The sequence below is a fragment of the Agrococcus jejuensis genome (assembly GCF_007679035.1).
In the GTDB taxonomy this organism is placed as follows: Bacteria; Actinomycetota; Actinomycetes; order Actinomycetales; family Microbacteriaceae; genus Agrococcus; species Agrococcus jejuensis_A.
The window spans coordinates 220605-247427 of the sequence record NZ_VEFR01000001.1 but is presented as its reverse complement, the minus strand read 5'-3'; the positions used below and the strand labels follow the sequence as shown (position 1 = coordinate 247427).

Here is a 26823-nt window from a genome sequence, read left to right as displayed (position 1 = left end):
AGAACGTCCATAGGATCATCGGGTGACCAGCGCCACCGCAGCAGCACCCGACTCCCCCACCACTGCATCCGAGGATCTCCCACCCGGCGGTCCGACGATCCAGCAGCGTCGCCGCTCGATGCTCGCGTCGGCGGTCGGCAACGGGCTCGAGTGGTTCGACTGGAACATCGCCGTCGTCTTCTCGGGTGCGCTGAGCGCAGCGCTCTTCGATCCCGCCGACCCCACGAGCGCGCTGCTGTCGCTGTTCGCGGTGCTGGGCGTCGGCTTCCTGTTCCGCCCGCTCGGCGGCATCCTGTCCGGCTGGCTCGCGGATCGGTGGGGCCGCCGCACCGTCATGGTGGCGACGATGCTCACGATGAGCGCCGCGTCGCTCGGCATCGCCCTGCTGCCCACCTTCGAGCAGGCGGGCGTGCTCGCCTCGGTGCTGCTGCTCGTCGCCAGGCTCGCGCAGGGCCTCGCGCACGGAGCGGAGTCCACGGCCGGCTACGCGTACATCGCCGAGATCGCACCGCGTCGCCGCCGCGGGCTGTGGTCCTCGACGCTCGCGATGGGCGTGCTCGTGGGATCGATCCTCGCGTCGGCCATGGGGTTCGGGCTGAACACGGCGCTCGGCGTGGACGCCGTGGCCGACTGGGCGTGGCGCATCCCCTTCGCGGTCGGCGCCGTGCTCGCGATCGTCGCGCTCGTGCTGCGCATCGCGATGATCGAGTCCGACGTGCTGCGCACCGCGCGGGCCGAGGGCGAGGTGGGCCCGGAGGCCGAGGCGCCCGCATCCGCCGCCGAGCGCGGCGACGCCGTGCGGGCGGGCGTCAAGGTGTTCTTCTTCGTCGCGCTGATCTCGATCGCCTTCTACACGTGGCTCACGTCGGCGTCGTCGCTCGCCACGGCGCAGCACGGCATGGATCCCTCCGCGGCGTTCGCGTCGAGCCTCGTCGCGCAGCTCGTCTGCGTCGCGGTCATGCCGTTCGCGGGCATCCTCTCCGACCGCATCGGCCGCCGACCGGTCGCGCTCATCTTCACCGGCGGGTTCGCGCTGCTCACGGCGCCGCTCACGCTGCTCATCTCGAGCGAGGCGTGGACGCTGCTCGTCGCCCAGACGATCGCGCTCGTGCTCGTGGCGTGCGGCAACGGCATCTACTCGGCGCTGCTCTCGGAGCAGTTCCGCACGCGGCACCGCGCTCGCGGCATCGGCATCGCGAACTCGCTGTCGGTCGCGATCTTCGGCGGCACGGCGCTGTACGTGAACCTGTGGCTGTCGTCGATCGGCGCGTCGTGGCTGTTCATCGTCTACGTGTCGCTCGTCGCCGTCGCTGCGTCGGTCGCGGTGCTGCGGATGCGCGAGACGAGGGGCGTGGACCTCACGGCGTAGGCGCTACGGGGTCGGCGCGCTGCCCCAGGCGTCGACGATCGCGGCGACGTGCCGCGCGTCGGTGCCGCAGCATCCGCCGAGGATGCGCACGTGGGGCACGAGCGCGCGCAGCGCCGCGACGTCGGCACCGAGCTGCGTCGGGTCGCCGGCGTCGAGCTCGTCGGCGGCGTCGAGCTCGGCGTGCGACTGCCGCGACGCGTTGACCCGCAGGGCGCCGATGCGGTCGCGCACGGCGGGCGTCGCGCGAGCGAGGCCCGGCGCGACGTGGTCGGGATGCGCGCAGTTCACCATCCACGTGAGCGCCGCGCCATCGGTCTCGGCGTCGACGAGCGCGATGGCGTCGCCGAGCTCGCTGCCGTCGGGCAGCCGCCCATCCGTCTCGACGGTGAACGACGGCACGATCGGGATGCCGGCAGCCGCGGCGGCGCGCACGACGCCGATCGCCTCGTCGGCGGAGGTGAGCGTCATCGCCGACACCTGGTCGGCGCCGGCATCGCGCAGGCTGCGCACCTGCGCGGAGTGGTACGCCTCGGCCTCGTCGGGCGTCATCCGCTCGCCCACGACGTAGCCATCGCCGCGCGGGCCGATCGCGCCCTCGACGAGCGCATCGGCCCTCCCGTCGACGAGCTCGCGCACGAAGGCGACGGCGGCGGCGTTGGCCCTCGCGAGCGCTCCGGCGTCACAGCCGAGCCGCGCACCCCAGTCGGCGTTGGCGCGCCACGTCGGGGTGTCGAGCACGATCGGCAGCCCGCGCTCGTCGGCGATCGCGACGAAGGCTGCGAAGTAGCGCCGCATCGCCGCACGACCGCTCGGGTCGTCGAGCAGCGGGAAGGCGGCGAAGTGCGGGAGGTCGAGACGCTCATGGAAGAGCAGCACCGTCTCGAGCCCGGCGTCGGTCACCGTGATCGCGTCCGTGGTCATCGCGCACCACCTCGTCCGCGGCCCAGCATCCTCGCGTCGCGACGACCACGCACGTGCGGTCGCCTGCTCGTACCCCTCCGTCGCGCGTATCGGAGGCGCAGGCGGACGTGGCGAGGCGGGCGAGCGCCGTGGGCCCGAGCGGGCTCGAACCGCTGACCCCCTCGGTGTAAACGAGGTGCTCTGACCGACTGAGCTACGGGCCCGGCTCGACGATACGCGAGCCCGACGACGCCGGCGTGCCCCGCCACGCGAGCGCCGCGATCGGGGCCGACAGCGCGAGCACGGCGGCGAGAGCCACGACGCATCCGAGCCAGCCGAAGCCCACGAAGACCGGGCCGAGCGCGACGGCCGCGACGGCGCCGCCGAGGTAGTAGGCGGTCAGGTAGAGCCCGACCGCCGACGAGCGGGCGACGACGACGTGGCGGGCGACGAAGCCCGTCGCGCACGACTGGCCCGCGAACACCGCGACGCACGTCAGCGCGAGGCCGACGACGATGGCCCACGTCGCACCCCCGGCGCCGAATGCCGCGAGGCCGAGCCCGACGACGCCGACCGCGACCGCCGCGAGAAAGGTCGGCACGAGGCCGATGCGCCCGACGATCGCGCCGACGCGCGGCGTGACCACGATCGCGAGCAGGAACACGACGAACACGAGCGACACCTGCCACTCCGCCAGCGCGTGCGGCGGCGCGACGAGCGCGAGCGACCCGTACGTGAACGAGCCCACCTGCAGCGCGAGCAGCGCCGCACCCACGAGGCACGTGGCGAGGATGCGACCGTCGCGCAGATGCGTGCCGAACCCGCGCACGCCGGCGCCGAGCGACGGCGACGGCGAGAAGCCGCGGTCGCGCGGCAGCCAGGCGACCACCGCCGCGAGCGCGACCGCCACGACGATCGCCACCGCGACGAACGACCAGCGCCAGCCCAGCGGTGCCGCGAGTCCCGAGGCGAACCGGCCGAGGAATCCGCCCAGGGCCGTGCCCGCGACCTGCAACGCTCCGAGCCGCACCGAGAGCGACCCCGGCCACGCCTCCGGGATCATCGCGATCGACGTCGAGAACACGAACGGCACGAGCATCCCCTGCAGCACGCGCATCGCGACGAGGCCCCAGAGCGTCGGCATGACGGCGCACAGCAGCGTCGTCGCCAGCACGCCGACGAGCGCCCACACGATCACCGCGCGGCGGCCGAGCCGATCCGAGACCGCGCCGGCGATGGGCGCGGACAGCGCGACGCCGAGCGTCGATCCCGCGATCGTCCACGCCGCGGCCGACTCCGTCGCCCCGAGGTCGCGCGCGAGCGCATCGAGGATCGGCTGCGTCGCGTAGAGCACCGAGAGCCCGCCGACGCCCGAGGCGACGACGGCGAGACGGTCGCGGCCGGAGGCTCCGGCAGCGACGTCAGCCAAGCTTCGCGAGCGCCTCGCGGTACGCGGCGAGCGGGCGCGCCTCGCCCGGCTCGGTGCGGAAGGCCGCCGCGACGAGCCCGGAGGCGTCGATGAGGAACGTCGCACGCGTCGCGATGCCGCGCTGCGGCAGGAACGAGTCGTAGCGGCTCGCGACCTCGCCGTGCGGCCAGAAGTCCGAGAGCAGGCGGAACGCGTAGCCCTCGACCTCGGCGAACCTCGCGAGCGTCGCCTTCGAGTCGACCGAGATCGCCAGCAGCTCGACGCCGGCGTCGTCGAACAGCTCCATCGAGTCGCGCAGCTCGCAGAGCTCGCCCGTGCACGTGCCGGTGAACGCGAGCGGGAAGAACACGAGGGCGACGGGCTTGCCGCGCAGCGCCGACAGCGTGACCTCCTCGCCCCGGTGGTCGATGAGCGTGAAGTCGGGGGCGATGTCGCCGATGGTGGGACCCATGCGTCCATCCTGGCACCGTGATCCTGCGTGACCGGACGGGGCCGTGGATGCCGTCGCGGCATCCGTTGCGAGGTGCGGTTCTCCTCTTGAGGTGCGGCTACAGGTCCACCTCAACAGGAGAAGCGCACCGCTCGAGGAGAAGCGCACCTCGCAACGAGAAGCGCACCTCGCAACGGCGACATCCGCGGGACGACGCGCCACGAGGGGGCACCGACCACACAGACCCCGCCCGACCGATTCCGCCACCGGCGCAGCAGCCGCGAGCGGCATCCGCGCCCGGGCTAGAGTGGCTAGGTCAGCCGCACCGGTGACCCCGATGCCGCGAAGACGATCGCAGTCCACGAGCCACGCAGGAGTCAGCAGTGCCGGTGAACGACCAGGATCCCTACTCGGTGAACGCGATGGACCGGGATCCCGAGGAGACCGCGGAGTGGCAGGAGTCGCTCACCCAGCTCGTCGAGACCCACGGTCACGAGCGCGCTCGCGAGATCATGCTGAGCCTCCTCAAGAAGTCGAAGGACCTGCACCTCGGCGTGCCGATGGTGCCGACGACCGACTACATCAACACGATCGCCGCCGAGGACGAGCCGGAGTTCCCCGGCGACGAGGCCGTCGAGCGCCGCTACCGCCGCTGGATCCGCTGGAACGCGGCCATGACGGTGCACCGCGCCCAGCGCCCCGGCATCGCGGTCGGCGGTCACATCTCGACGTACGCGTCGAGCGCCTCGCTCTACGAGGTCGGCCACAACCACTTCTTCCGCGGTCGCGACCACGAGTCCGGCGGCGACCAGATCTTCTACCAGGGCCACGCCTCCCCCGGCATGTACGCCCGCGCCTACCTCGAGGGTCGTCTGTCGACCGATCAGCTCGACGGCTTCCGTCAGGAGAAGAGCCACGCGGGCGGCGGCCTCTCGTCGTACCCGCACCCGCGCCTCATGCCGGAGTTCTGGCAGTTCCCGACCGTGTCGATGGGCCTCGGCCCCATCAACGCGATCTACCAGGCGCAGGCCAACAAGTACCTCACGAACCGCGGCATCCTCGACCGCTCCGACAGCCGCGTCTGGGCGTTCCTCGGCGACGGCGAGATGGACGAGGTCGAGTCGCGCGGTGCGCTGCAGCTCGCGGCCAACGACGGCCTCGACAACCTCACCTTCGTCGTGAACTGCAACCTGCAGCGCCTCGACGGCCCGGTGCGCGGCAACGGCAAGGTCATCCAGGAGCTCGAGTCGTTCTTCCGCGGTGCCGGCTGGAACGTCATCAAGGTCGTGTGGGGCCGCGAGTGGGACGGCCTGCTCGACCGCGACGACGACGGCGCGCTGCGCAACCTCATGAACGTCACGCCCGACGGCGACTTCCAGACGTACAAGACCGAGGACGGCGCCTTCGTGCGCGAGCACTTCTTCGGCCGCGACCCGAAGGCGCTCGAGCTCGTCGAGGGCATGTCCGACGACGACATCTGGAACCTCAAGCGCGGCGGCCACGACTACCGCAAGGTCTACGCGGCCTACAAGGCTGCCGTCGAGCACACGGGCCAGCCGACCGTCATCCTCGCGAAGACGATCAAGGGCTACCAGCTCGGCAAGACCTTCGAGGGCCGCAACGCGACCCACCAGATGAAGAAGATGACGCTCGAGGACCTCAAGGGCTTCCGCGACCAGCTGCAGCTGCCGATCACGGATGCGCAGCTCGAGGAGAACCCGTACCTGCCGCCGTACTTCCACCCGGGTGCGGACTCCGAGGAGATCGAGTACATGCACGAGCGTCGCAAGGCGCTCGGCGGGTACCTGCCCGAGCGTCGCTCGACGTCGACGACGATCCCGCTGCCGGGCGACGCCGCGTACGCGCTGCCGAAGAAGGGCTCCGGCAAGCAGGAGGTCGCCACGACCATGGCGTTCGTGCGCCTGCTCAAGGATCTGCTGCGCGTCGACGGGTTCGGCAACCGCATCGTGCCGATCATCCCCGACGAGGCCCGCACGTTCGGCATCGACGCCTTCTTCCCGTCGGCGAAGATCTACAACCCGCACGGCCAGAACTACACGTCGGTCGACCGCGACCTGCTGCTGAAGTACCGCGAGGCGCCCGACGGGCAGATCGTGCACGTCGGCATCAACGAGGCCGGCGCCATGGCGGCGTTCACCGCCGCCGGTACGTCGTACTCGACGCACGGCGAGCCGCTCATCCCGATCTACGTCTTCTACTCGATGTTCGGGTTCCAGCGCACGGGCGACGCGATGTGGGCGGCGGGCGACCAGATGGCGCGCGGCTTCATCATCGGCGCCACCGCCGGTCGCACGACGCTGACGGGCGAGGGCCTGCAGCACGCCGACGGCCACTCGCACCTGCTCGCATCCACGAACCCCGCGATGGTCTCCTACGACCCCGCGTACGGCTACGAGATCGCGCACATCATGCGCTCGGGCATCGAGCGGATGTACGGGTCGAGCCCCGAGAACGTCATGTACTACCTCACGGTGTACAACGAGCCGCTCGTGCAGCCGGCCGAGCCCGAGGGCGTCGACGTCGAGGGCATCGTGCGCGGCATCCACAAGGTCTCGACCGGTGGCGAGCAGGAGCTGCGCGTGCAGCTGCTCGCCTCGGGCGTCGGCCTGCCGTGGGTCGTCGAGGCGCAGCAGCTGCTCGCCGACGACTGGGGCATCGGTGCCGACGTGTGGTCGGTGACCTCGTGGACCGAGCTGCGTCGCGACGCGCTCGCCGCCGACGAGCACAACTTCCTGCACCCGCAGGACGAGCAGCGCGTGCCCTTCGTCACGTCGCGGCTGTCGGAGGCCGACGGTCCGTTCATCGCGACGAGCGACCACATGCACGCGGTGTCCGACCAGATCCGCCAGTGGGTGCCGGGCGACTACCTGACGCTGGGCGCCGACGACTTCGGCTTCTCGGACACGCGCGCCGCTGCCCGTCGCTACTTCCACATCGACAGCCACTCGGTCGTCGTGCGCTCGCTCGAGGCGCTCGCGCGCCAGGGCAAGGTGCCCCTCGGCACGGTGCAGCAGGCGATCGACAAGTACTCGCTCCACGACGTCAACGCCGGCACGTCCGGCTCGGCGGGTGGCGAGTCCTAGCCGTTGGATCGCACGAAGGCGCAGCAGCTCGCGTGGCTGCGCCGCATCGCGGGTGACCTGTCGTCGCAGGTCCTCAAGGAGCTCGACGACACCCTGCCGTGGTACCGCACGATGCCGCCGTCGCGGCGGGCCGCGGTGGGGTCGGTCGCGCAGTCCGGCATCACGTCGTTCATCGAGTGGTACGAGGACCCGGATGCGCAGCCGTGGATCGCCGCCGACGTGTTCGGCGCCGCTCCGCGGGAGCTGCTGCGATCGGTGAGCCTGCAGCAGACGCTGCAGCTCATCCGCGTCGTCGTGGAGGTGTACGAACGCCGCATCGCGGGCGAGGACACCTCGATGCGCGAGCCGATCCTGCTGTACTCGCGCGACATCGCCTTCGCCGCCGCCGACGTGTACGCGCGGGCGGCCGAGTCGCGCGGGCTGTGGGATGCGCGCCTCGAGGCGCTCGTCGTCGACTCGATCCTCACGGGCGAGTACGACGAGGAGCTGCCGTCGCGGTCCGCAGCGCTCGGCTGGGCCGGCCACGGCGACTGCGCGGTGCTCGTGGGCGTCGCGCCGCCGCAGGTCGACGTCGACGTCATCCGCCGCACCGCACGCCATCACGACGCCGACGTGCTCGTGGGCGTGCAGGGTGCGCGCCTCGTCATCGTGATCGGCCGCGTCATCACCGACGAGGAGTCGCCGTACTCGTTCCTCGACATCGCCGGCTCGCTCGAGGGCTCGTTCGGGCCCGGGCACCTCGTGCTCGGCGACCCGGTGGCGAGCGTCGTCGAGGCGTCGCGATCGGCGAAGACGGCGCTCGCGGGCTTCGCCGTCGCGAAGGCGTGGCGCAGCGCGCCGCGGCCCGTGCGCGCCGACGACCTGCTGCCCGAGCGCGCGCTCGCCGGCGACCCCATCGCCCGCCAGCAGCTCGTGCGCACCATCTACCGGCCGCTGCTCGACCACTCGAGCGACCTGCTCACGACCCTCTGGGCGTACCTCGACAACGGCCGCTCTCTCGAGGCGACGGCGCGCGAGCTCTTCGTGCATCCCAACACCGTGCGGTACCGCCTCAAGCGCATCTCCGAGCTCATCGGCTGGGATGCCACCGGTGCCCGCGAGTCGTTCATGCTGCACGCCGCCCTCATCCTCGGCGCCATCCAGGGCGGCGAGCCGCGCCGATGACGCGCATGCATGCCGCAGGCAGGATGCGAAGCCCTCGCCATGCCTGCGACGGGTCGCGCCCTGTGCAAGGGTGGATGCCGTGATCGTCGTCGTGGCTCCAGGACAAGGCTCGCAGACCCCGGGGTTCCTCGCCCCGTGGATCGAGGACCCCGCTGCCCGCACCCGGCTCGAGCAGCTGGGCGAGGCGGCAGGCGTCGATCTCGTGACGCACGGCACCGAGTCGGATGCCGAGACGATCAAGGACACGCAGGTCGCGCAGCCGCTCATCGTGGCCGCCGGCATCCTCACGCTCGACGCCCTGCTGGGCGAGGTCGGTCGCCGCGAGGCGGTGGGCGGCATCGCCGGCCACTCCGTCGGCGAGATCACGGCAGCGGTCGGCGCGGGCGTGCTCGAGCCGCTCGACGCCATGGCGCTCGTCGGCGAGCGCGGTCGCGCGATGGCCGACGCCGCGGCGCAGGTCTCCTCCGGCATGGCCGCCGTGCTCGGCGGCGACGCCGACGCCCTCGAGGCGCGGCTCGCCGAGACCGGCCTCTCCCCCGCGAACTACAACGGCGGCGGCCAGATCGTCGTCGCCGGCCCCGTCGAGGGCATCGAGGCGCTCAAGGCCGAGCCGCCCGCCGGCGCCCGCGTCATCCCGCTGCAGACCGCCGGCGCGTTCCACACGACGTACATGGCGCCCGCCGTCGAGCACCTGCGCGCGAAGGCCGCCGAGACGGCGGCCTCCGTGCCGACGCTGCGGCTCTGGACCAACGCCGACGGCTCCGAGGTCGTCGACGGCCGCGCCTACCTCGACCTCATCGTCGGCCAGGTCGCGAACCCCGTGCGCTGGGACCTGTGCATGGAGGCGTTCCTCGCCGCCGGCGTCACGGGCGTCATCGAGCTCGCCCCCGCCGGCGCGCTCGTGGGCCTCGCCAAGCGCGGCATGAAGGGCGTGCCCTCGGTCGCCGTGAAGACGCCCGACGACCTCGCCGCCGCCATCGAGCTGCTGGAGACCGCATGACCACCCTGCACATCCCCGCCACCCGCCCCGGTTCGCGCATCCTCTCGGTCGGCGCCGCGCGCGGCGACCTGAACGTCGTGAACGACGACCTCGTCGGGCCCATCGACTCCTCCGACGAGTGGATCCGCCAGCGCACCGGCATCGTCTCGCGCAAGCGCGCCTCCGCCGACGTCACGCTGCTCGACCTCTGCCTCACGGCCGCGAACGAGGCCATCGCGAGGTCGGGCATCGAGCCGTCGCAGATCGGTGCCGTGCTGCTGTCGACGATCTCGCACCACGTCGCGACCCCGTCGCTCGCCTCGCTCATCGCCGACCGCATCGGCGCGACCCCCGCCGCCGCGTACGACATCTCGGCCGCCTGCGCCGGATACGCGTACGGCATCGCGCAGGCCGACGCCCTCGTGCGCGCCGGCACGAGCGAGTACGTGCTCGTCATCGGCGCCGAGAAGCTGTCGGAGGTCGTCGACCCCACCGACCGCTCGATCTCGTTCCTGCTCGGCGACGGCGCTGGCGCCGTCATCGTGGGCCCGTCCGACACGCCCGGCATCTCGAAGTCGATCTGGGGCTCCGACGGGTCGAAGTGGGACACCATCCGCATGACCTCGCCCTACACCGACATCGCGTCGGGGGCACCGTGGCCCACGCTGCGGCAGGACGGCCAGACCGTCTTCCGCTGGGCCGTGTGGGAGATGGCGAAGGTCGCCAAGCGCGCCCTCGAGGAGGCCGGCGTCACCGCCGACGACCTCGCCGCGTTCATCCCCCACCAGGCGAACATGCGCATCGTCGACGAGTTCGCGAAGCAGCTCAAGCTTCCCGACACCGTCGCGATCGCGCGCGACATCGAGACGACCGGCAACACGTCGGCGGCCTCGATCCCGCTCGCCACCCACCGACTGCTCGAGGAGCACCCCGAGCTCTCCGGCGGCCTCGCCCTGCAGATCGGCTTCGGTGCCGGTCTCGTGTATGGCGCGCAGGTCGTCGTCCTCCCATAGGCTCGTAGCCGCTACCGCACTGAAGGAGAAGAACGATGGCACTGACCAACGATGAGGTCCTCGCAGGGCTCGCAGAGCTCGTGAACGACGAGACCGGCATCTCGGTCGAGAACGTCCAGCTCGAGAAGTCGTTCACGGACGACCTGGACATCGACTCCATCTCGATGATGACGATCGTCGTCAACGCCGAGGAGAAGTTCGACGTGAAGATCCCCGACGACGAGGTGAAGAACCTCAAGACCGTCGGCGACGCTGTCACGTTCATCACGAACGCGCAGTCCTGAGCACGCGTGGGGCGGCCGCGAGGTCGCCCCACAGCCATGCAGGCGCGATGACGCGCCCCAAGACACGAGAGAGCCCCTGCATGACGAAGAAGATCGTCGTCACCGGCATCGGCGCGACGACGCCGCTCGCCGGGACCATCCACGAGACCTGGGATGCGCTGCTCGCCGGCGCATCCGGCGCACGCTCGCTCGAGCACCCCTGGGTCGCCGAGCTCGAGCTGCCCGTCACGTTCGCCGCCGAGGCGGCCGTGCGCCCCGACACCGTGCTCGAGCGCCCCGTCGCCAAGCGCCTCGACCCCTCGAGCCAGCTCGCGCTCGTCGCGGCCAAGGAGGCCTGGGAGGACGCGGGCTCGCCCGACGTCGCACCCGAGCGCCTCGGCGTCGACTGGGCGACCGGCATCGGCGGCGTCTGGACGCTGCTCGACGCGTGGGACACGCTGCGCGAGAAGGGCCCGCGTCGGGTCCTCCCCATGACCGTGCCCATGCTCATGCCCAACGCGCCGTCGGCTGCCGTCTCGATGCACTTCGAGGCCCGCGCCTACGCCCGTACCGTCGCCTCCGCCTGCGCGTCGTCGACCGAGTCGATCGCCATGGCCTACGAGCACCTGCAGGCGGGCGTCGCGGACGTCGTCATCGCCGGCGGCTCGGAGTCGGCCATCCACCCCATCACGATCGCGTCGTTCGCGTCGATGCAGGCGCTCTCGCGTCGCAACGACGACCCGGCGCACGCGTCGCGTCCGTACGACGTCAACCGCGACGGCTTCGTCATGGGCGAGGGCGGCGCCGCCCTCGTGCTCGAGACCGAGGAGCACGCCCTCGCGCGCGGCGCCCGCATCTACGCGGAGCTCGCCGGCGGCGGCGTCACGGCCGACTCGTACCACATCACCGCCCCCGAGCCCGAGGGCCTCGGTGCCAGCCGCGCCGTGCTCGCCGCGCTCGAGCAGGCGGGCGCGTCGGTCGACGACGTCACGCACATCAACGCCCACGCCACGTCGACGCCCGTCGGCGACGTCGCCGAGGTGAAGGCGCTGCGCCGCGTGTTCGGCGAGCGGTCCCTCGAGATCCCCGTCTCCGCCACCAAGGGCGCCCACGGCCACCTGCTCGGCGGCACGGGCGCGCTCGAGGCCGCCTTCACGGTGCTGGCGCTGCACCACCGGCTCGCTCCCCCGACGATCAACGTCGAGGAGCAGGACCCGGAGGCGCCGCTGTCGATCTCGTCGACGCCCGTCGAGCTCGGCTCTGGCGCGCACCTGGCGATCTCGAACTCGTTCGGCTTCGGCGGGCACAACGCCGTGGCGGCGTTCCGCTCGATCTGACCCGAGACGTGCACGAGGGCCCCGCCGTGTTCGGCGGGGCCCTCGGTGTCCGTGGGGCTCCCTTCGAGGCTCGCTGCGCTCGCACCTCACGGAGCGGTCATGCGCGGAGCCGTCGCCGGGAGTGGGTCAGCCGGCCTTGTGCAGCCAGATGACGGGGCTCGCGTCGCTCGCGTGCCGGAAGACCTCGAGCTCGTCGTCCCAGTCGGTGCCGAGCGCGCCGCGCAGCTCGCGGTGCAGCGCAGCGAGGTCGCGGCCCGCGAGCTCCATCGCCGCGCGCACGCGGTGCTCGGAGACGAGCACGGTGCCGAGCGCGTCGACGGTCGTGCGCGTCATGCCGAGGCTCGGCGTGTGCATCCACCGCGATCCCTCGACGCCGCCCTCCTCCGTGACCTCGAAGCGCACGTCGGGCCAGCCGCGCAGCGCGCTGGCGATGGCGGCGCCCGAGCCCTCGCGGCCCTCCCACGGCACCTCGGCGCGACGGGCGCCTGGCAGCACCGGCTGATCCTCCCAGCGGATGGCGGCGGGGTCGCCGAGGGCGCGCCCGATCGCCCACTCGATGTGGGGGCACAGCGCCTTGGGCGCAGCATGGATGAACACCATGCCGCGGACGGCTTCTGCAAGCGCACTCATGTCGACCTCCGTTCGATGCGGCTTCCCCTCCGACCGAACGCGTCGACGGCATCAGTATGCGCCTCGAACCCTGCGAATCACAACCCTGTCATGCGGCTGTGCGCCGGCGATGGCGGCGTGGACGCTCGTCCAGCTGCGCATCGCAGGCGATTCGGCGAGCCAAGGGAGCATTCCCCTCGGCTCGCCGAATCACCTGCAGAACGCAACCGGAATGCGGAAGCCGCGGACGTCAGTCGACGGGCGACTCGGCGAGCAGCGGACGCTGCTCCCCCGCGCGCACCGCGAACGGCAGGCGGTTCTGCGCCGGCGGCAGCGGGCAGTTGAACTGGTCGCTCATCGAGCACGGCGGCACGACCGCGCGGTTGAAGTCGAGCTCGACCGACCCGTCGCGGCGCGGACGCACGAACAGGAACCGGCCGACGCCGTACGTCTCGTCGCCCGTCGTCGCGTCCGCGAACACGATCTGCAGCGCGTCGCCGTCGGGCAGCGCCAGCAGCGCCACCTCGTGACCCTCGATCGTCGCGCGCACCGTGCCTGCCATGCGCTCGACGCGCTCGCCGCCCTGGCTGCGGCCGACCCGGGTCTCGACGCCCTCGGCCTCGAACGCGCCCTCGACCACCCATGCGGGGTCGTAGTCGTAGGCGGCGAAGCCCTCGAAGCGCGCGATGGCGTCGGACTCGGCATCCCAGATGCGCACGCCCACCCCGTCGGAGCGGGTGAGGACGTAGCCCGTGCGGGTGTCGTCGAAGCGCACGCGGCTCGGCGTCATGCCGTCGTGCGGGTGCACGACCACGGTGCCGTCGACGACGCGGCCGTCGACCGTCACGTCGTCGGCCTCGGTCGCGGTGAGGGCGACGCCGTCGCCCGCGGGCGTCGGCGCCCACGTGCCGGGCACTCCCTCGATCGTCGTGGGCTCGGTGATCCACGCGGTCGTGACGAGGGCGAGCGCGCCCTGCGCCGCCTGCACGCTCTGCTCGCGCCGGCGGCGGAAGGCGGCGTGGTCCTGCTCGGAGCTCATGCGACCAGCCTATGCACATCGACGACGTCGACGACGCACGTCCAGCGCGGGTCAGGCGCCGTTCGCCACCCAGAGCGCGACCACCGCGAGCACGACCGTCACGGGCGCCACGACGACGCTCAGCAGCATGTAGCGGCCCCACGACAGGCGCACGCCCATCGCGACGAGACGGTCGTGCCACAGCAGGATCGCGAGCGACGCCCACGGCGTCACGAGCGCCCCGGCGTTGACGCCGACGAGCAAGGCGGCCATGCGCAGCGGACCGGTCGCGAGGGGCTCGAGCGCGAGGTAGGCGGGCAGGTTGTCGACGCCGTTCGCGAGCAGCGCGCCGGAGCCGGCGAGGCGCAGCAGGTCGCCCAGGCCGTCGCTCGTGCCGACGATGGGCGCGAGCACGTCGGCGAGTCCGCGCGCATGCAGCGTCTCGACGACGAGGAAGAGGCCGACGGCCAGAGCCACGATCTGCCACGGCACGAGCGACCAGCGCAGCGCCGTGCGTCGACGCACCGCGACGAGCACGAGCAGCAGCAGCGCCGCGATGGAGGCCGGGATCCACACCTCGATGCCGCTGACGAGCGCGGGCACGAGCAGCGCCACGACGACGCTCGCGCCGATCGTGAGCACGCGGTCGGGCTCCGACTCCACGGTCTGCCGCTCGAATCGCGCGGCGAGGCTGCGGCGATGCGTGAGTGCGACGGCGGCGGCGGGTACGACGATGCCGACGACCGCCGCCGGTGCCATGAGCATGGCGAACTGCGCCGGACCGAGCCCGAGCTCGTGCTCGGCGAGCAGGTTCGTGAGGTTGGACACGGGCAGCAGCAGCGAGCCGGTGTTCGCGAGCCACACCGTCGTGAGCGCGAACGGCAGCGGGTCGAGCCGCAGATGCCTCGCGAGCAGCACGACGACCGGCGTCAGCAGCACGGCCGTCGTGTCGAGGGACAGCATGATGGTCGCGACGGCCGCGAGGGCGACCACGAGCAGCCACAGCACCCACGCCCGCCCGAGGCCGATGAGCCCGAGCCGCTCGGCGATCGCGTGGAAGACGCCCGCGACCGCCGCGAGCTCGGCGACGATCGTCGCCGCGACGACGAAGAGCAGCACGGGCCACGTGCGCTCCCCGATCGCGAAGGCCGCCTCCATCGGCAGCACGCCGGTCGCGAGCAGCACCACGCCGGCGAGCACGAGGATCGCCCCGGCGAGGCCGATCCACGGCAGGTCGTGCAGACGCTGCCGCAGGGGCCGTCGTGCCGAGCCGACGTGCTCGACGTCGTCATGCACGAGACGCATCGTACGCCCGCCGGCATGCGCAGCACGCGTGCCGGCGCGAGCGACGGTCAGCGCCGGGGGTCGACCTGCTCGGCGGCGGGCTCGGTGCCCGCTCCCTCGGCGACCGCCACCGACTCCGTCTGCCCCTCGTACTGCGCCGAGAGCGTGCGGTACGAGCGTGTGAGGAACGCGCCGGCACCCAGGAGCATCGTGAGGAGTCCTGCGACGAGGAAGACGAGCGCGATGCCGCGCGCGTCGCCGTCGCCGAGCAGCCAGCCGAACGTCGATCGCCCGTCGTCGCTCGCCACGTAGGGGATGATCGCGAACTCCGCGATGGGCGCGATGAGGAACGACGTGACCGGTGCCGCCGCGGCCTCGAAGGCCTGCGCGAACCCGAACACGCGGCCCTGGCGCTGGAACGGCACGACCTTCTGGATGACGGTCTGCTCGGCGGCCTCGACGGCCGGGACCATCGCCATCCAGGCCCAGATGCCGATCGCGAAGAGCAGCCACCACTCGCGGATCGTGAAGAGCGCGCCGAGCAGGCCCATGCCGACGACGATGAGCAGCATCGTGCGGATGGGATTGCGCCCGAGGCCCGTCTTGGCGATGATCGCGCCGCCGACGATGAAGCCCGTCGACGCGACGCCCAGCACGACGCCCCACAGCTCGACGGGGAAGAGCTCGAGGCCGTACGGGTCCATGAGCGCCATGTAGACGCCGCCGAAGAGGTTGTTGAACGTCGAGAACAGGATGAGCGCGAACAGTCCCGGCGCGGCGCGCACCGCCGTGATGGCACCGCGCAGGTCGACGGCCGGACGGCCCTCGCCATCGGCCTCCGGCTGCGCCTCGGGGATGCGCACGAACAGCAGATGCGCGAGCGCGACGCCCGTCGCGACGACCGCGATGCCGAGCGTGACGCCCATGCCGAGGAAGCCGATCGCGAGGCCAGAGAAGACGCTCGTGATCATGAACGCCACCCCCTGCACCGTGCCGACGAGGCCGTTGGCGTTCGCGCGACGGTGCTCGGGCACGAGCAGCGTCACCGTGGTCGACAGCGCGATGTTGCGCATGTTCTCGACGACGGCGCCGAACAGGATGATGCCCGAGAAGAGCCAGAACCACGGGCCGCCGAGGTCGAGCAGCGACGACTCGGGGAAGAGCAGGTACAGCACGCCCGCGATCGAGAACGAGGCGAGCGTCACGACGCTCGAGAGCACCATGACCGCGTGCTTGCGGTGGCGGTCGACGATCGTGCCGAACAGCATCGCGAAGACCGCGACGAGCAGCATGTACGCGCCGCCGATGATGCCGGTCGCGAGCACCGAGCGCGTCTCGAGGTAGACCCAGAACGTGAGCGCGAACCAGAGGAAGCTCGTCGTGACGTTGGCGACGAGCGTGTTGACGAGCACGTGGCCGAAGCGGCGCATGCCGGCGGCGGGGACGTCGGGGTTGCCGGCGGTCGGCTGCGGGGCGGCGTCGCCGGGGCTGGGCTCGCTCATGCCGGAAGCATAGGCGGCGCCTGCGACATGCGGGGGACGGATGCGCCGCGCGCGGCGTCGCGCGTGCGGGGCCGGGCGCGCGGGGTCAGGCGTCGAGGTCGGCGAGCACCGTGCGCGCGACGCGGTCGCCCGACGCGAGGGCGCCCTGGATCGAGGCCGTGTCGCGATGGTCGCCCGCCACGTACGTGCGCTCCCCGACGCGTGCGCGCGTCGTCGTGCGCAGCGGCGGCGCCTGCGCCGGCAGCGCGTGGCGCACGTCGTCGCGCCGCAGCAGCCGCCACGCAGACACCTCGACGCCCCACACGTGGCGCAGCTGCGCCTGCACGTCGGCCTCGGTCGCGTCGCCGAGCAGGCACGTCGCCTCGATGAGGAACCGGCCGCGCGGCGCGAGGGTCGGCGCGGTGCCCGAGACGACGGACGTGTGCAGCACGGGCCCCGAGCGGGTGCCGTCGAGGTGCAGCATGCGCGAGCGCGTCGGCGATGCGGCCGCGTCGAGCCACCACGTCTGCAGGCCGCGCGTCGCGGGCGGGCGCACGTCGGCGAGGGCCGCGACGTGCTCGGCGCCGACCGCCACGATCACGGCGTCGGCGTGCACGGCATCGCCGTCGACGACGTCGACGCGTGCGGCGTCGCCGTCGAGCGCGATCCCCGCGGCAGTGCGGTCGAGGCGGATCTCTGCGCCCGCGTCGCGCGCCGTCGCGGCGAGCTGCTCGGGCAGGGCCTGGATGCCGCCGGCGGGCAGCCCGGGGTGTCCGAGCGCGAACATGCGCACGAGCAGGCGCACGAACGCATCCGACGTCGCGCCCGTTCCCTCGGCGAGCACGCCCGCGAGGAAGGGCTCGAGCACCTCGTGCCGCAGCGGTCCGTCGACGCCGAGGCGATCCCACTCCTCGGCGAGCCGTGCGTCGTCGCCCGTGCGAGCGGCGCGGATCGCATGGCGCGGCGCCGCGATGGCGGGCCCGGCCCACGCGGCGAGGGCGGCGAGCTCGCGCGGGTCGAGGAGACCGCTCGCGAGCGTCGCCCGAAGGCGCGAGGGATGCCGCGCGGGATGCGCGAGCTCGGCGAGCCCGTCGGCGCGGCGCACGCGCACGCCGATCGGGAAGGACCGCAGGCCGAGGGCGTCGACGTCGACCCAGCGCCGGACGGCCGGGTACGCGGGGTTCAGCACCTGGAAGCCGCGGTCGAGCAGGAAGCCGTCGACCGCGTCGGTGCGCTGGCGCCCGCCGACCGCATCCGACGCCTCGAGCACGACGACGTCGAGGCCCGACGTCGCGAGCCGCGTCGCCGCACGAAGTCCCGCGAGACCGGCGCCGAGCACGATGACGTCATGGCGGTCCATGGGTCGACGCTACGGGATCGGGCGGGACGCTGCGCTCGCGCGATCCTCGACCGGCTGGGAGACGGGTCCGCGCCGCCCGCCGCGTCAGCCGGCGAGCGCGAGCGCCAGCCGCACGTAGGCGCGGGATGCGGTGCCGAGGTCGGCGATGCGCACGTGCTCGTCGGGCTGATGCGCCTGGCCCGTGATGTCGCCCGGACCGAGGATGATCGTCGGGCAGCCGTGGTGCTCGGCCACGAACCCGCCCTCGCACGCCGCGGTCCATGCCTCGACCCGGCTCGCGTGGCCCTCGTCGGCGAGCGCCGCGACCGCGGCGTCGACGAGCGGATGCGCCGCATCCGTCGTGAACCCCGGCATCGCCATGAGCGTGCGCCCCTCGACGGTGCAGCCGACCGCCTCCACCCCTGGACGCGCGACGTCGAGGAGCGCCCGCAGCACCGCTGCCGCGTCCTCGCCGGGCATGAGCCGCCGATCGACGAGCAGCGTGCAGCGATCGGGCACGATCGACGTCGCGTGGCCGCCGTCGATGCGGCCGACGCTCCACGACGCCGAGCCCAGCAGCCCCGAGTCCTCCGCACGGAGCCTGGCGTGGTCGGCGAGGATCGCCTCGACGACGACCGCTGCACCCGTGATCGCCGACGCACCGTCCTCCGGCCGCCCCGCGTGCGCCGCGCGTCCCGACACGACGATCTCGTGGTTCGACGCGCCGCGGCACGCGACCACGGTCGCGAGGTCGGTCGGCTCGGCGACGATGCAGGCCCGGTACGGCCGCGGCGCGTGTCGCAGGTGCGCGGCCATGCCGATGGCGAGGTCCTCCTCGTCGGCCGTGACGAGCAGCTCGAGGGGCAGGTCGGGGCGGACGTGGTGCACGGCGGCGAGCGCCTGCAGCACCGCGGCGAGCCCGCCCTTCATGTCGGTGGAGCCACGACCGACGAGGGCGCCGTCGACGACCGTCGGCGAGAACGGATCGTGCGTCCAGCCGGGTCCGGCGGGCACGACGTCGCTGTGCCCGAGGAACAGCAGGCCGGCGCCGCCGGCGCCGTCGTCGTCGGGTCCGAATCGCACCGCGACGTTCGGCCGATCGGGCGCGGCGTCCTCCACCATCACGCGCCCGCCGAGCCTCGACGCGATCGCGACGAGCGCGCGTGCGGCGCGGGCCTCGGTGCCGCCGGGGTTCTCGGAGGCGGCGAGGATGAGGCTCGACGCGTCGGCGACGATCGTCGCCTCGTCGACGAGCGCGATCGCGCGCTCGACGTCGCCGTCCGTGCTCATCGCACCACCAGCTCGCGCGGCACGTGCGTGAGCAGCTCGACGCCGGCATCCGTCACGGCGACCGACTCCGACAGCTCGCAGCCGAAGCCCGTCATCCACATGCCGGCGATGACGTGCAGCGTCATGCCGGGCTCGAGCACCGTGGCATCGTCGCCGCGCACCGAGACCGTGTGCTCGCCCCAGTCGGGCGGGTAGCCGATGCCGATCGAGTAGCCGAGCCGCGACGCCTTCTCGTAGCCGGCGCGGGCGAGATGCGCCTGCCATGCACCGTGCACCTCGGCGACCGTGCGCCCGGGGCGCATGGCGTCGACCACGAGGTCGAGGCCGTCGGCCGTCACCGAGGCCAGCGAGCGCAGCTCGGGCGACGGCGGGCCGAGCGACACCGTGCGGGCGAGCGGCGCGTGATAGCGCTGCGAGACGCCGGCGATCTCGAACGACACCGCCTCGCCCGCCTCGAGCACGCGGCCCGAGTACGTCATGTGGGGCGTGTCGGCCGACTCCCCCGTCGGCAGCATCGGCACGATCGCCGGGTAGTCGCCCGCGACGCCCTCGACGCCCATCGCCTGCGCGTGCGCCACCACGGCGGCGAGCTCGTGCTGCCCCATCCCGGGTCGGATGGCCTCGAATCCCGCGAGCATCGCGGCCGAGCAGACGCGGCCCGCCTCGCGCATCCGCTCGAGCTCCGCGGGGCTCTTCACGAGCCGCACCCAGTTCACGAGCTGGCGGTCGTCGACGAGCGTCCACTCGGGCGCAGCCGCCTGCAGCGTCAGGTACGACCGCACCGTGAGGAAGTGCGCCTCCGACTCGACGCCCACGCGGCCAGGCCGCACGAGTCCGCGCTCGCGCAGCGCATCCACGATCCACGCGAACGGGTGTCGATCGGGCTGGTGCACCCACGACTCGGGGTAGCCGAGGATGCGGTCGGCCGGCAGCTGCGCCGTGCGATGCGCGCCGTTCGCGTCCATGGAGCGCAGGGCGAGCACGGGATCCTCGTCGTGCGTCACGAGCACGAGCTGCGGCATGTAGAACGACCACGCGTCGTAGCCCGTGAGGTAGTGGATGTTCGCCGGGTCGGCGACGATGAGCGCGTCGAGGTCGCTCGCGGCCATGCGCTGCCGCACGGCATCGAGGCGGGCGGCGAGCTCAGGCTCGGCGAAGGGCATGCGGAACTCCGTTCGACGGGGTTCGAGCCACGCTACCGGCCCGGCAGGTCACACTCGCGGGGGCGGCCCCTGCATCCACAGCTGGCCGACGATGTCGAGGAACACCCACACGTCGCCCGACGAGTAGGTCTCGGGGGCGCCCGAGCCGCCGATCATCGGGTACGGCACCGGGTAGTAGACGGCGCCGGCGTCGATGGGCCCGAGGCGCTCGACGATCGGCCGCACGAGCGCCTCGGGGAAGATCCAGCTCTGGAATCCCCGGTCGTCGATCACCGTGCGCCGGAGCTCGTCGAGCGAGGCAGCCTCGTAGCCCTTCGAGCCGCCCTCGAGCGGGTAGAGCACGCAGAAGCGGCGCTGCGCCTCGTCGGAGAGCACGACGTGCCCGAGCCGCGAGAAGCCGTGCACGAGCGGGTAGGGCTCGTGCAGCCTCGGCCAGGTCGGCAGCATCTCGGCCGTCGGGGCGGGCTCGGAGGCGAAGGTGAACGGCGCCCATCCGGGCAGGTCGGCGAGCCACTGCTGGGTCATACGTGCGACGCTACGGGCGCCGACTGGATGCGGGGTGCGGTCCCATGGATCATCCGCTGGGATGAGGCGGCCCGACCTCGCGGCGGACGCCGTCGACCGGCTCCCGCGGCGAGGGTGGGAGCATGCCCACCACCACCCTGCTCGCCGGCCCCGAGCTGCACGTCGACCTCGACGCGCTCGGCGCCAACGCGCGTACCTTCCGCCAGCGCTCGCGCGGGCTCGTCGCGGTCGTGAAGGCGGATGCGTTCGGTCACGGCGACGTGGCGCAGCATCTGCTCGCGCACGGCGCCGACTGGCTCGGCACGACGTCGCTCGACGAGGCCGTCGCGCTGCGGCAGCGCACGGGCGCGCGCACCCTCGCATGGCTCGCCTCCCCCGCAGCCGACTTCGATCCCGCCGTCGCGGCGGGCGTCGACGTGGCCGTGCCGTCGCTCGCGCACCTGCGCGCCGTCGTCGCCGCGGCGCGGGCGACCGGCGAACGCGCGAGGGTGCATCTGCACGTCGACCTCGGCATCGCACGCGACGGCGCGCCGCGCGAGGCGTGGCGCGAGCTCGTGACGTTCGCGGGCGGCCTCGCGCGCATGGGCGTCGTCGAGCCCGTCGGCGTCATGGGGCACCTGAGCCACGCGGCCCATCCCGACGACCCGCGCAACCGCACCGAGCGGATGCTCTTCGACAACGCCGTGCGCACGGCGGAGCGCCGCGGCTTCGTGCCGCAGGTGCGGCACGTCGCGGCGACGGCGTCGGCGCTGCGGGGCGTCGGCACCGAGTACGAGCTCGTGCGCGTCGGGGCCGGGCTCTACGGCATCGACCCCGCGGGCGGCGACGCCCTCGCGCCCGTCATCGGCCTCGCTGCACCCGCGGTCGTCGTGCGCGACGTGGCAGCGGGCACGGGCGTCGGCTACGACCACGCGTGGGTCGCTGACCGGCGCACGCGGCTCGCGACCATGCCCGTCGGCTACGCCGACGGCATCCCGCGCGTCGCCTCCGGTCGCGCCGAGGTGCTCGTGCGGGGTCGCCGCGCGCGCGTCGTCGGCGCCGTCTCGATGGACCAGGTCGTCGTCGACGTGGGCGACGCGGGCGTCGAGCCCGGCGAGCCCATCACGCTCGTCGGCACCGAGCCCGGTGCGCCGACGCTCGGCGAGTGGGCAGGATGGTCGGGCACGATCGCGCACGACATCGTCACGCATCTCGGCTCGCGGTGGCGGCGATCGTTCACGGGAGGTGCGGCATGCGCGTGATGGTCGTCGGTGGTGGCGTGTCGAACGAGCACGACGTGTCGCTCGCGAGCGCCACGGCGGTCGCGGATGCGCTCGCGACGCGCCACGAGGTCGCGCGGGCGACGATCGCACGCGACGGGTCGTGGACCGTCGGCGGCGACGCGCTCGCGCATCCCGCGCTCGTGGCGGCGCTCGCGGACGTCGACGTCGTCTTCCCCGCGCTGCACGGCGTGGGCGGCGAGGACGGCACGCTGCAGGGCTTCCTGACGACGCTCGGCGTGCCCTTCGTCGGCTGCGGCGTCGAGGCGAGCGCCGTGTGCATGCGCAAGGACGTCACGAAGGCCGTGCTGGCTGCGCACGGGGTCGCGACCGTCGAGGGCCGCGTCGTGGCGTCGGCGGCGGATGCGGCCGCTGCCGTGACCGCGCTCGGCGCGCCGGTGGTCGTGAAGCCGCTCGCCGACGGGTCGAGCGTCGGCCTGCTCGTCGCACGCACGGCGGCCGAGGTCGCCGAGGCGTGCGCCGAGCAGCCGATGCTCGTCGAGCGCTACGCGGGCGGCATGGAGGTCGACGTCGCGGTCGTGGAGCTCGACGGCAGCGTGCGCGTGGGCTCGCCGCTCGAGATCGTGCGCGAGCCGGGTGGCGTGTTCGATGCCTCGGCGAAGTACGGCGGCGAGCCGCCCTTCGTCGTGCCCGCGCGGCTGTCGCCCGAGCTGGGCGCCCGCCTCGAGGAGGAGTCGATGCGCGTCTTCGCGGCGCTCGGCTGCCGCGGGCTCGCTCGCGTCGACTGGTTCGTCCAGGGTGACTCGCTCGTGTGCAACGAGGTCAACACGATGCCGGGCATGACGCGGCTGAGCCAGGTGCCGCGCATGCTCCTCGATGCAGGCGTGCCGTTCGACGACCTCGTCGACGGCCTCGTGCGCGGCGCGGTGCGCGCGTTCGAGACCGTCTAGTCGAGCTCGACGATCTGCCGCAGCGCCGCACCCGACGCGAGCGCATCCATGCCGGCCGCGACGTCGTCGAGGCCGATGCGGCTCGACACGAGCACGTCGACGTCGAGCCTGCCCTCGCGCCACATCTGCGCGTACAGCGGGATGTCGCGCGATGGCACCGCCGAGCCGAGGTAGCTGCCGACGAGCGCGCGTCCCTCGCCGACGAGCGCCGTCGGCGACAGCGAGAGCCGCGCGTCGGGATGCGGCAGGCCGACCGTGACGGTGCGACCGCCCGGCGCGGTGAGCGCGACGGCGGCCTCGAGCGCCGGGATGGCGCCCGCGGCCTCGACCACGGTCGCGAAGCGCTCCCCCGCATCGGCGAGCTCGTCGGCCGTCGCCGAGCGCGCTCCGAGCCGCTCGGCGAGCGCACGCTTCTCGGGCACGGGGTCGATCGCGACGACGCGCACGTCGGGCACGCCGAGCGCCACGAGCACCGCGGCCATGCCGACGCCGCCGAGCCCCACGATGCCGATGGTCGATCCGGGCTCCGGCCGCGCGGCGTTGAGCACGGCGCCGCCGCCCGTGAGCACGGCGCAGCCCAGCAGCGACGCCACGTCGGCGGGCACGTCGGCGTCGACGCGCACGACCGAGCGATGGTCGACGACCGCGTGCGTCGCGAAGCCCGAGACGCCGAGGTGGTGGTGGATGGGCTCCCCCGCCATCGTGAGTCGGCGCTCGCCCGAGAGCAGCGTGCCGGCCGCGTTCGACGCCGAGCCGCGCTCGCACGGGCTCGCGCCGTTCGACGCGCAGCCGCGGCACTCGCCGCAGCGCGGCAGGAACGTCATCACGACGCGGTCGCCGACCGCGAGCGCCGGCACCGACCCGCCGACCTCCTCGACGATGCCGGCGGCCTCGTGGCCGAGCAGCATCGGCACGGGGCGGGCGCGGTTGCCGTCGACGACCGAGAGGTCGGAGTGGCACAGACCCGCGCACTCGATGCGCACGAGCACCTCCGTCGCACCGGGGCCCGCGAGCTCGAGCGTCTCGACGCGCAGCGGCCTCGACTCGGCGTAGGGCTGCTCGGCACCGATCTCGTGCAGCACGGCACCGCGGATGGACGTCGTCGTCATGCCCCGAGTCTGGCAGCGCGGGCTCGCCGCGTCACAGCCTCGGCGTGCGAGGCGGCTCGGTGCGGCGCTCGCCCGTCGCCTCGAACGCCGCGCCGAGGCGCAGCAGCGCCGCGTCGTCGTACGCGCGCCCCGCGAACGTCAGGCCGATCGGCATGCCGATGTCGGCCATGGTGCCCATCGGCACCGTCACGGTCGGGATGCCGAGATGGCGGATGGCGAGGTTGCCGTTCGCGACCCACACGCCGTTGGCCCAACCCGCATCCGCCGACTCGGGATTCGCGTCCATGTCGGCGGGGCCGACGTCGGCGACGGCGGGGAACACGACGGCGTCGAGGCCCAGCTCGTCCATCCACTGCTCGAGGTCGACGCGGCGCGTCTCCTCCAGGCCGCGCATCCCCTCCTCGAGCTCGGGCATGTCGCGCCACGTGACGCCGGGGTTCGCGGCGACCCAGCCCGGGTAGTGCGGCAGGTCGTCGTCGAAGCCGTCGTAGCGGTCGGGCAGCGCGCCCGGCGGGTGCGGGAAGATCGCGGCGCCGTCGACGCCCGCGAGCGTGTCGAGCGCGGGATCGCCGTTCGCGGCGAGGAAGTCGTCCCACGACCACGCGGACAGGTCGACGATCTCGCGGTGCAGGTAGGCGGGGCTCACGAGGCCGCGTGTCGCGATCGTGGGGGCACCGGGGCGGTCGCCCTCGTAGTTCGACACGACGGGGAGGTCGACCTCGACGATCGTCGCTCCCGCGGCCTCCAGATCGGCGCGCGCCGCCTCCCAGACCTCGAGCGACGACGGCCGCGGGTGGATCGCCCGCCCCGTCGGACCGCCGATGCCGCCGTCGGGGTTCGTGCCCGCCTCGGCGTCGGTGCCGAGGTACATGCGCGGCACGCCGAGGCGCACGCCGTGCAGGGCGCCCACGGCCTCGGCGACGAGCCCAGCGTAGGAGGCGGGGCGCACGTCGGAGGCGGCGGGGATGGCCACCCACGGCTGCGAGCGCCACAGGTCGCCGCGCGTCTCGGCATCGTCGGCGACGACGACGTCGAGCACCGCGAGGAGGTCGGCCATCGTGCGTGCGTGCGGCACGACGACGTCCATCGTGGGCACGAGCGGCCAGTTGCCGCGCGTCGAGATGACGCCGCGCGAGGGCGTGTAGGCGCACAGGCCGTTGTTCGAGGCGGGGCCTCGGCCGCTCGACCAGGTCTCCTCGCCGAGGCCGAACGCCGCCATGCTCGCCGCCGTGGCCGTGCCCGAGCCGTTCGACGAGCCCGAGCCGAACGGCGCCGTGAGCCAGTCGGCCGAGTACGGCGACTCGGCGCGGCCGTACACGCCCCGCTGCATGCCGCCGTTGGCCATGGGCGGCATGTTCGTGAGGCCGAGGCAGATGGCGCCCGCGGCACGCAGGCGCTCGATCGTGAACGCGTCGCGCTGCGCGACGAGGTGCGCGAACGCCGGGCTGCCCGCCGCCGCGGTCAGGCCGCGCACGAGGTACGAGTCCTTCGCGGTGTACGGGATGCCGTCGAGCGGTCCTCGCGCCTCGCCGGCCGCGCGCCGCGCATCCGACGCCTCGGCCTCGGCCAGCGCGTCCGGGTTCCGCACGACGACGGCGTTCAGGCGCGTCTCGGTCTCGGGGCCGTCGTACGCATCGATGCGCGCCGAGTAGGCGCGCACGAGCTCGACGGCGGTCGTCTCCCCCGCCGTGAGCGCCGCAGCGAGGTCGGCGATCGACGCCTCGACGACGTCGATGCTCATCGCGCGACCGTCGGCTCGAGCGCGGGCTGCTGCTGCGTGATGCAGTGGATGCCGCCGCCGCGCGCGAAGATCTCGCGCGCATCCACGGTCACGACCCGGCGGCCCGGATACGCGTCCTCGAGGATCGCGCGCGCCTGCGCATCCGCGCGCTCCTCGCCGAAGCCGCACGCGATGACGCCGCCGTTCACGACGAGGTGGTTCACGTAGCTCCAGTCGACGAAGCCCTCGTCGTCGCGCAGCGTCTCGGGCGCCGGGAGGTCGACGATCTCGAGCCGGCGGCCCGCGGCGTCGGTCTGCTCGGCGAGCAGCGCGCGCAGCTCGGCGCTCACGGCGTGGTCGGGATGCGCGGCGTCGCGCTGCGCATGCAGCAGCAGCCGGCCGGGCGACGGGATGGTCGCGACGATGTCGACGTGCCCCTTCGTGCCGAAGCGGTCGTAGTCGCGCGTGAGGCCGCGCGGCAGCCAGATCGCGGTCGTTGCGCCGATGGTGCGCAGCATCTCGGCCTCGACGCGCGCCCTGTCGGCGTACGGGTTGCGCTCGGCGCCCAGCTGGACGGTCTCGGTGAGCAGCACGGTGCCCTCGCCGTCGACGTGGATGCCGCCGCCCTCGTTCACGAGCACCGACGAGACGACCTCGGCCCCGACGAGACCTGCGACGGTGCGGGCGATCTCGTTCGAGTGCTCGGCGTTGGCCCAGTCGGGCGAGCCCCAGCCGTTGAAGATCCAGTCGACGGCGCCGAGGGTGCCCGGGCGAGCGTCGTCGACGACGAAGGTCGGGCCGAAGTCGCGCATCCAGAACTCGTCGAGCGGTGCCTCGACGATCTCGACCGCCGAGCCGAGCATGCGATGGGCGCGTGCGGTCTCCGACGGGTCGACGACCATCGTGACGGGCTCGAACTCCGCCGTCGCGATGGCGACGTCGGTCCAGGCGCGGTAGCCGGCCTCGCGCTCCGCGTCGGTCTCGCCGAGGGTCACGCCCTCGCACGGGAACGCCATCCAGGTGCGCTCGTGGGGTGCGGTCTCCGAGGGCATCCGCCAGGCCATGGTTCCTCCGTCCGATGCGCCGCTCGTTATTGAACGTGCGCCCAATGGGCGAGGCTACGCGGC

The 26823-nt window shown here is 73.3% G+C and carries 23 protein-coding genes and 1 tRNA gene; 9 read left to right on the top strand and 15 right to left on the bottom strand.

Features of this window, described 5'->3' with window-relative positions:
• Positions 1 to 22 precede the first annotated feature (22 nt).
• Positions 23 to 1369, top strand: a complete 1347-nt coding sequence (locus tag FS793_RS01110) for an MFS transporter (protein ID WP_260979965.1) — start codon at positions 23 to 25, stop codon at positions 1367 to 1369.
• 3 nt (positions 1370 to 1372) lie between these two features.
• Here FS793_RS01110 and FS793_RS01105 read toward each other — a convergent pair whose 3' ends face one another.
• From FS793_RS01105 to FS793_RS01090, 4 genes are all read right to left on the bottom strand, one after another.
• On the bottom strand, positions 1373 to 2290 hold the full coding sequence (locus FS793_RS01105) for a homocysteine S-methyltransferase family protein (RefSeq protein ID WP_144717712.1): 918 nt from the start codon (positions 2288 to 2290) through the stop codon (positions 1373 to 1375).
• 129 nt (positions 2291 to 2419) lie between these two features.
• Positions 2420 to 2493, bottom strand: a tRNA-Val gene (locus FS793_RS01100).
• Positions 2484 to 3698: an MFS transporter gene (locus FS793_RS01095; protein WP_186329265.1), complete on the bottom strand. Its 1215-nt coding sequence runs from the start codon at positions 3696 to 3698 to the stop codon at positions 2484 to 2486. The genes FS793_RS01100 and FS793_RS01095 overlap by 10 nt, the downstream gene beginning before the upstream one ends.
• A complete protein-coding gene (locus tag FS793_RS01090) occupies positions 3691 to 4149 on the bottom strand; it encodes a peroxiredoxin (RefSeq protein ID WP_144717708.1) in 459 nt (152 codons plus the stop codon). Before FS793_RS01090 ends, FS793_RS01095 begins: the two co-directional genes overlap by 8 nt.
• Before the next feature lie 362 nt (positions 4150 to 4511).
• Between FS793_RS01090 and aceE the strand changes: the two genes are divergently transcribed.
• The 6 genes from aceE to FS793_RS01060 all read left to right on the top strand — a co-directional run bounded on the left by aceE (position 4512) and on the right by FS793_RS01060 (position 11988).
• Positions 4512 to 7232: a pyruvate dehydrogenase (acetyl-transferring), homodimeric type gene (gene aceE / locus FS793_RS01085; protein ID WP_144717706.1), complete on the top strand. Its 2721-nt coding sequence runs from the start codon at positions 4512 to 4514 to the stop codon at positions 7230 to 7232.
• 3 nt (positions 7233 to 7235) lie between these two features.
• Entirely contained in the window at positions 7236 to 8396 is a 1161-nt protein-coding gene (locus FS793_RS01080) for a PucR family transcriptional regulator (protein ID WP_222123682.1), read from the top strand.
• 79 nt (positions 8397 to 8475) lie between these two features.
• The gene (locus tag FS793_RS01075; protein ID WP_144717704.1) at positions 8476 to 9396 is read left to right on the top strand and encodes an ACP S-malonyltransferase; all 921 of its coding nucleotides are present in this window, start codon (positions 8476 to 8478) and stop codon (positions 9394 to 9396) included.
• Positions 9393 to 10388 carry a beta-ketoacyl-ACP synthase III gene (locus tag FS793_RS01070; protein WP_144717702.1) on the top strand — a complete coding sequence of 332 codons (996 nt, stop codon included), beginning with the start codon at positions 9393 to 9395 and terminating at the stop codon, positions 10386 to 10388. Before FS793_RS01075 ends, FS793_RS01070 begins: the two co-directional genes overlap by 4 nt.
• Positions 10389 to 10423: 35 nt before the next feature.
• Positions 10424 to 10672: an acyl carrier protein gene (locus FS793_RS01065; RefSeq protein ID WP_092501620.1), complete on the top strand. Its 249-nt coding sequence runs from the start codon at positions 10424 to 10426 to the stop codon at positions 10670 to 10672.
• Positions 10673 to 10752: 80 nt separating this feature from the next.
• Positions 10753 to 11988, top strand: a complete 1236-nt coding sequence (locus tag FS793_RS01060; RefSeq protein ID WP_144717700.1) for a beta-ketoacyl-[acyl-carrier-protein] synthase family protein — start codon at positions 10753 to 10755, stop codon at positions 11986 to 11988.
• A 126-nt stretch (positions 11989 to 12114) separates the two neighbouring features.
• Here the strand turns inward: FS793_RS01060 and FS793_RS01055 are convergent, their stop codons facing one another.
• The 8 genes from FS793_RS01055 to FS793_RS01020 all read right to left on the bottom strand — a co-directional run bounded on the left by FS793_RS01055 (position 12115) and on the right by FS793_RS01020 (position 20697).
• Positions 12115 to 12588 carry a DUF3145 domain-containing protein gene (locus FS793_RS01055; protein WP_144717698.1) on the bottom strand — a complete coding sequence of 158 codons (474 nt, stop codon included), beginning with the start codon at positions 12586 to 12588 and terminating at the stop codon, positions 12115 to 12117.
• Between the two features lie 259 nt (positions 12589 to 12847).
• Positions 12848 to 13636, bottom strand: a complete 789-nt coding sequence (locus tag FS793_RS01050) for a DUF1684 domain-containing protein (protein WP_144717696.1) — start codon at positions 13634 to 13636, stop codon at positions 12848 to 12850.
• Between the two features lie 51 nt (positions 13637 to 13687).
• Positions 13688 to 14839, bottom strand: a complete 1152-nt coding sequence (locus FS793_RS01045; protein ID WP_260980062.1) for an SLC13 family permease — start codon at positions 14837 to 14839, stop codon at positions 13688 to 13690.
• Positions 14840 to 14967: 128 nt separating this feature from the next.
• A complete protein-coding gene (locus FS793_RS01040; protein WP_440130433.1) occupies positions 14968 to 16401 on the bottom strand; it encodes an MFS transporter in 1434 nt (477 codons plus the stop codon).
• An 85-nt stretch (positions 16402 to 16486) separates the two neighbouring features.
• Positions 16487 to 17740: an NAD(P)/FAD-dependent oxidoreductase gene (locus FS793_RS01035; protein ID WP_144717692.1), complete on the bottom strand. Its 1254-nt coding sequence runs from the start codon at positions 17738 to 17740 to the stop codon at positions 16487 to 16489.
• 84 nt (positions 17741 to 17824) lie between these two features.
• The gene (locus tag FS793_RS01030; RefSeq protein ID WP_144717691.1) at positions 17825 to 19009 is read right to left on the bottom strand and encodes a M20 family metallopeptidase; all 1185 of its coding nucleotides are present in this window, start codon (positions 19007 to 19009) and stop codon (positions 17825 to 17827) included.
• A complete protein-coding gene (locus tag FS793_RS01025) occupies positions 19006 to 20172 on the bottom strand; it encodes a M24 family metallopeptidase (RefSeq protein ID WP_144717689.1) in 1167 nt (388 codons plus the stop codon). Before FS793_RS01025 ends, FS793_RS01030 begins: the two co-directional genes overlap by 4 nt.
• A gap of 48 nt (positions 20173 to 20220) precedes the next feature.
• Entirely contained in the window at positions 20221 to 20697 is a 477-nt protein-coding gene (locus tag FS793_RS01020; RefSeq protein WP_144717687.1) for a T6SS immunity protein Tdi1 domain-containing protein, read from the bottom strand.
• A 122-nt stretch (positions 20698 to 20819) separates the two neighbouring features.
• On the opposite strand from FS793_RS01020, the gene alr reads away from it, so the two are divergent.
• Both alr and FS793_RS01010 read left to right on the top strand, forming a co-directional pair.
• Positions 20820 to 21938 (top strand): alanine racemase, encoded by a 1119-nt coding sequence (gene alr, locus FS793_RS01015; RefSeq protein WP_144717685.1) that lies wholly within the window; start codon positions 20820 to 20822, stop codon positions 21936 to 21938.
• Positions 21929 to 22867 carry a D-alanine--D-alanine ligase family protein gene (locus FS793_RS01010; protein ID WP_144717683.1) on the top strand — a complete coding sequence of 313 codons (939 nt, stop codon included), beginning with the start codon at positions 21929 to 21931 and terminating at the stop codon, positions 22865 to 22867. The genes alr and FS793_RS01010 overlap by 10 nt, the downstream gene beginning before the upstream one ends.
• On the opposite strand, the gene FS793_RS01005 is transcribed toward FS793_RS01010, so the two are convergent.
• From FS793_RS01005 to FS793_RS00995, 3 genes are read right to left on the bottom strand one after another with little or no spacing between them, the layout of a single operon-like run.
• Entirely contained in the window at positions 22864 to 23976 is a 1113-nt protein-coding gene (locus FS793_RS01005) for an alcohol dehydrogenase catalytic domain-containing protein (RefSeq protein WP_144717681.1), read from the bottom strand. The two genes, FS793_RS01010 and FS793_RS01005, sit on opposite strands and share 4 nt — an antisense overlap.
• 31 nt (positions 23977 to 24007) lie before the next feature.
• Positions 24008 to 25717: an amidase gene (locus tag FS793_RS01000; protein ID WP_144717679.1), complete on the bottom strand. Its 1710-nt coding sequence runs from the start codon at positions 25715 to 25717 to the stop codon at positions 24008 to 24010.
• On the bottom strand, positions 25714 to 26760 hold the full coding sequence (locus FS793_RS00995) for an agmatine deiminase family protein (protein WP_144717677.1): 1047 nt from the start codon (positions 26758 to 26760) through the stop codon (positions 25714 to 25716). The genes FS793_RS01000 and FS793_RS00995 overlap by 4 nt, the downstream gene beginning before the upstream one ends.
• Positions 26761 to 26823 lie beyond the last annotated feature (63 nt).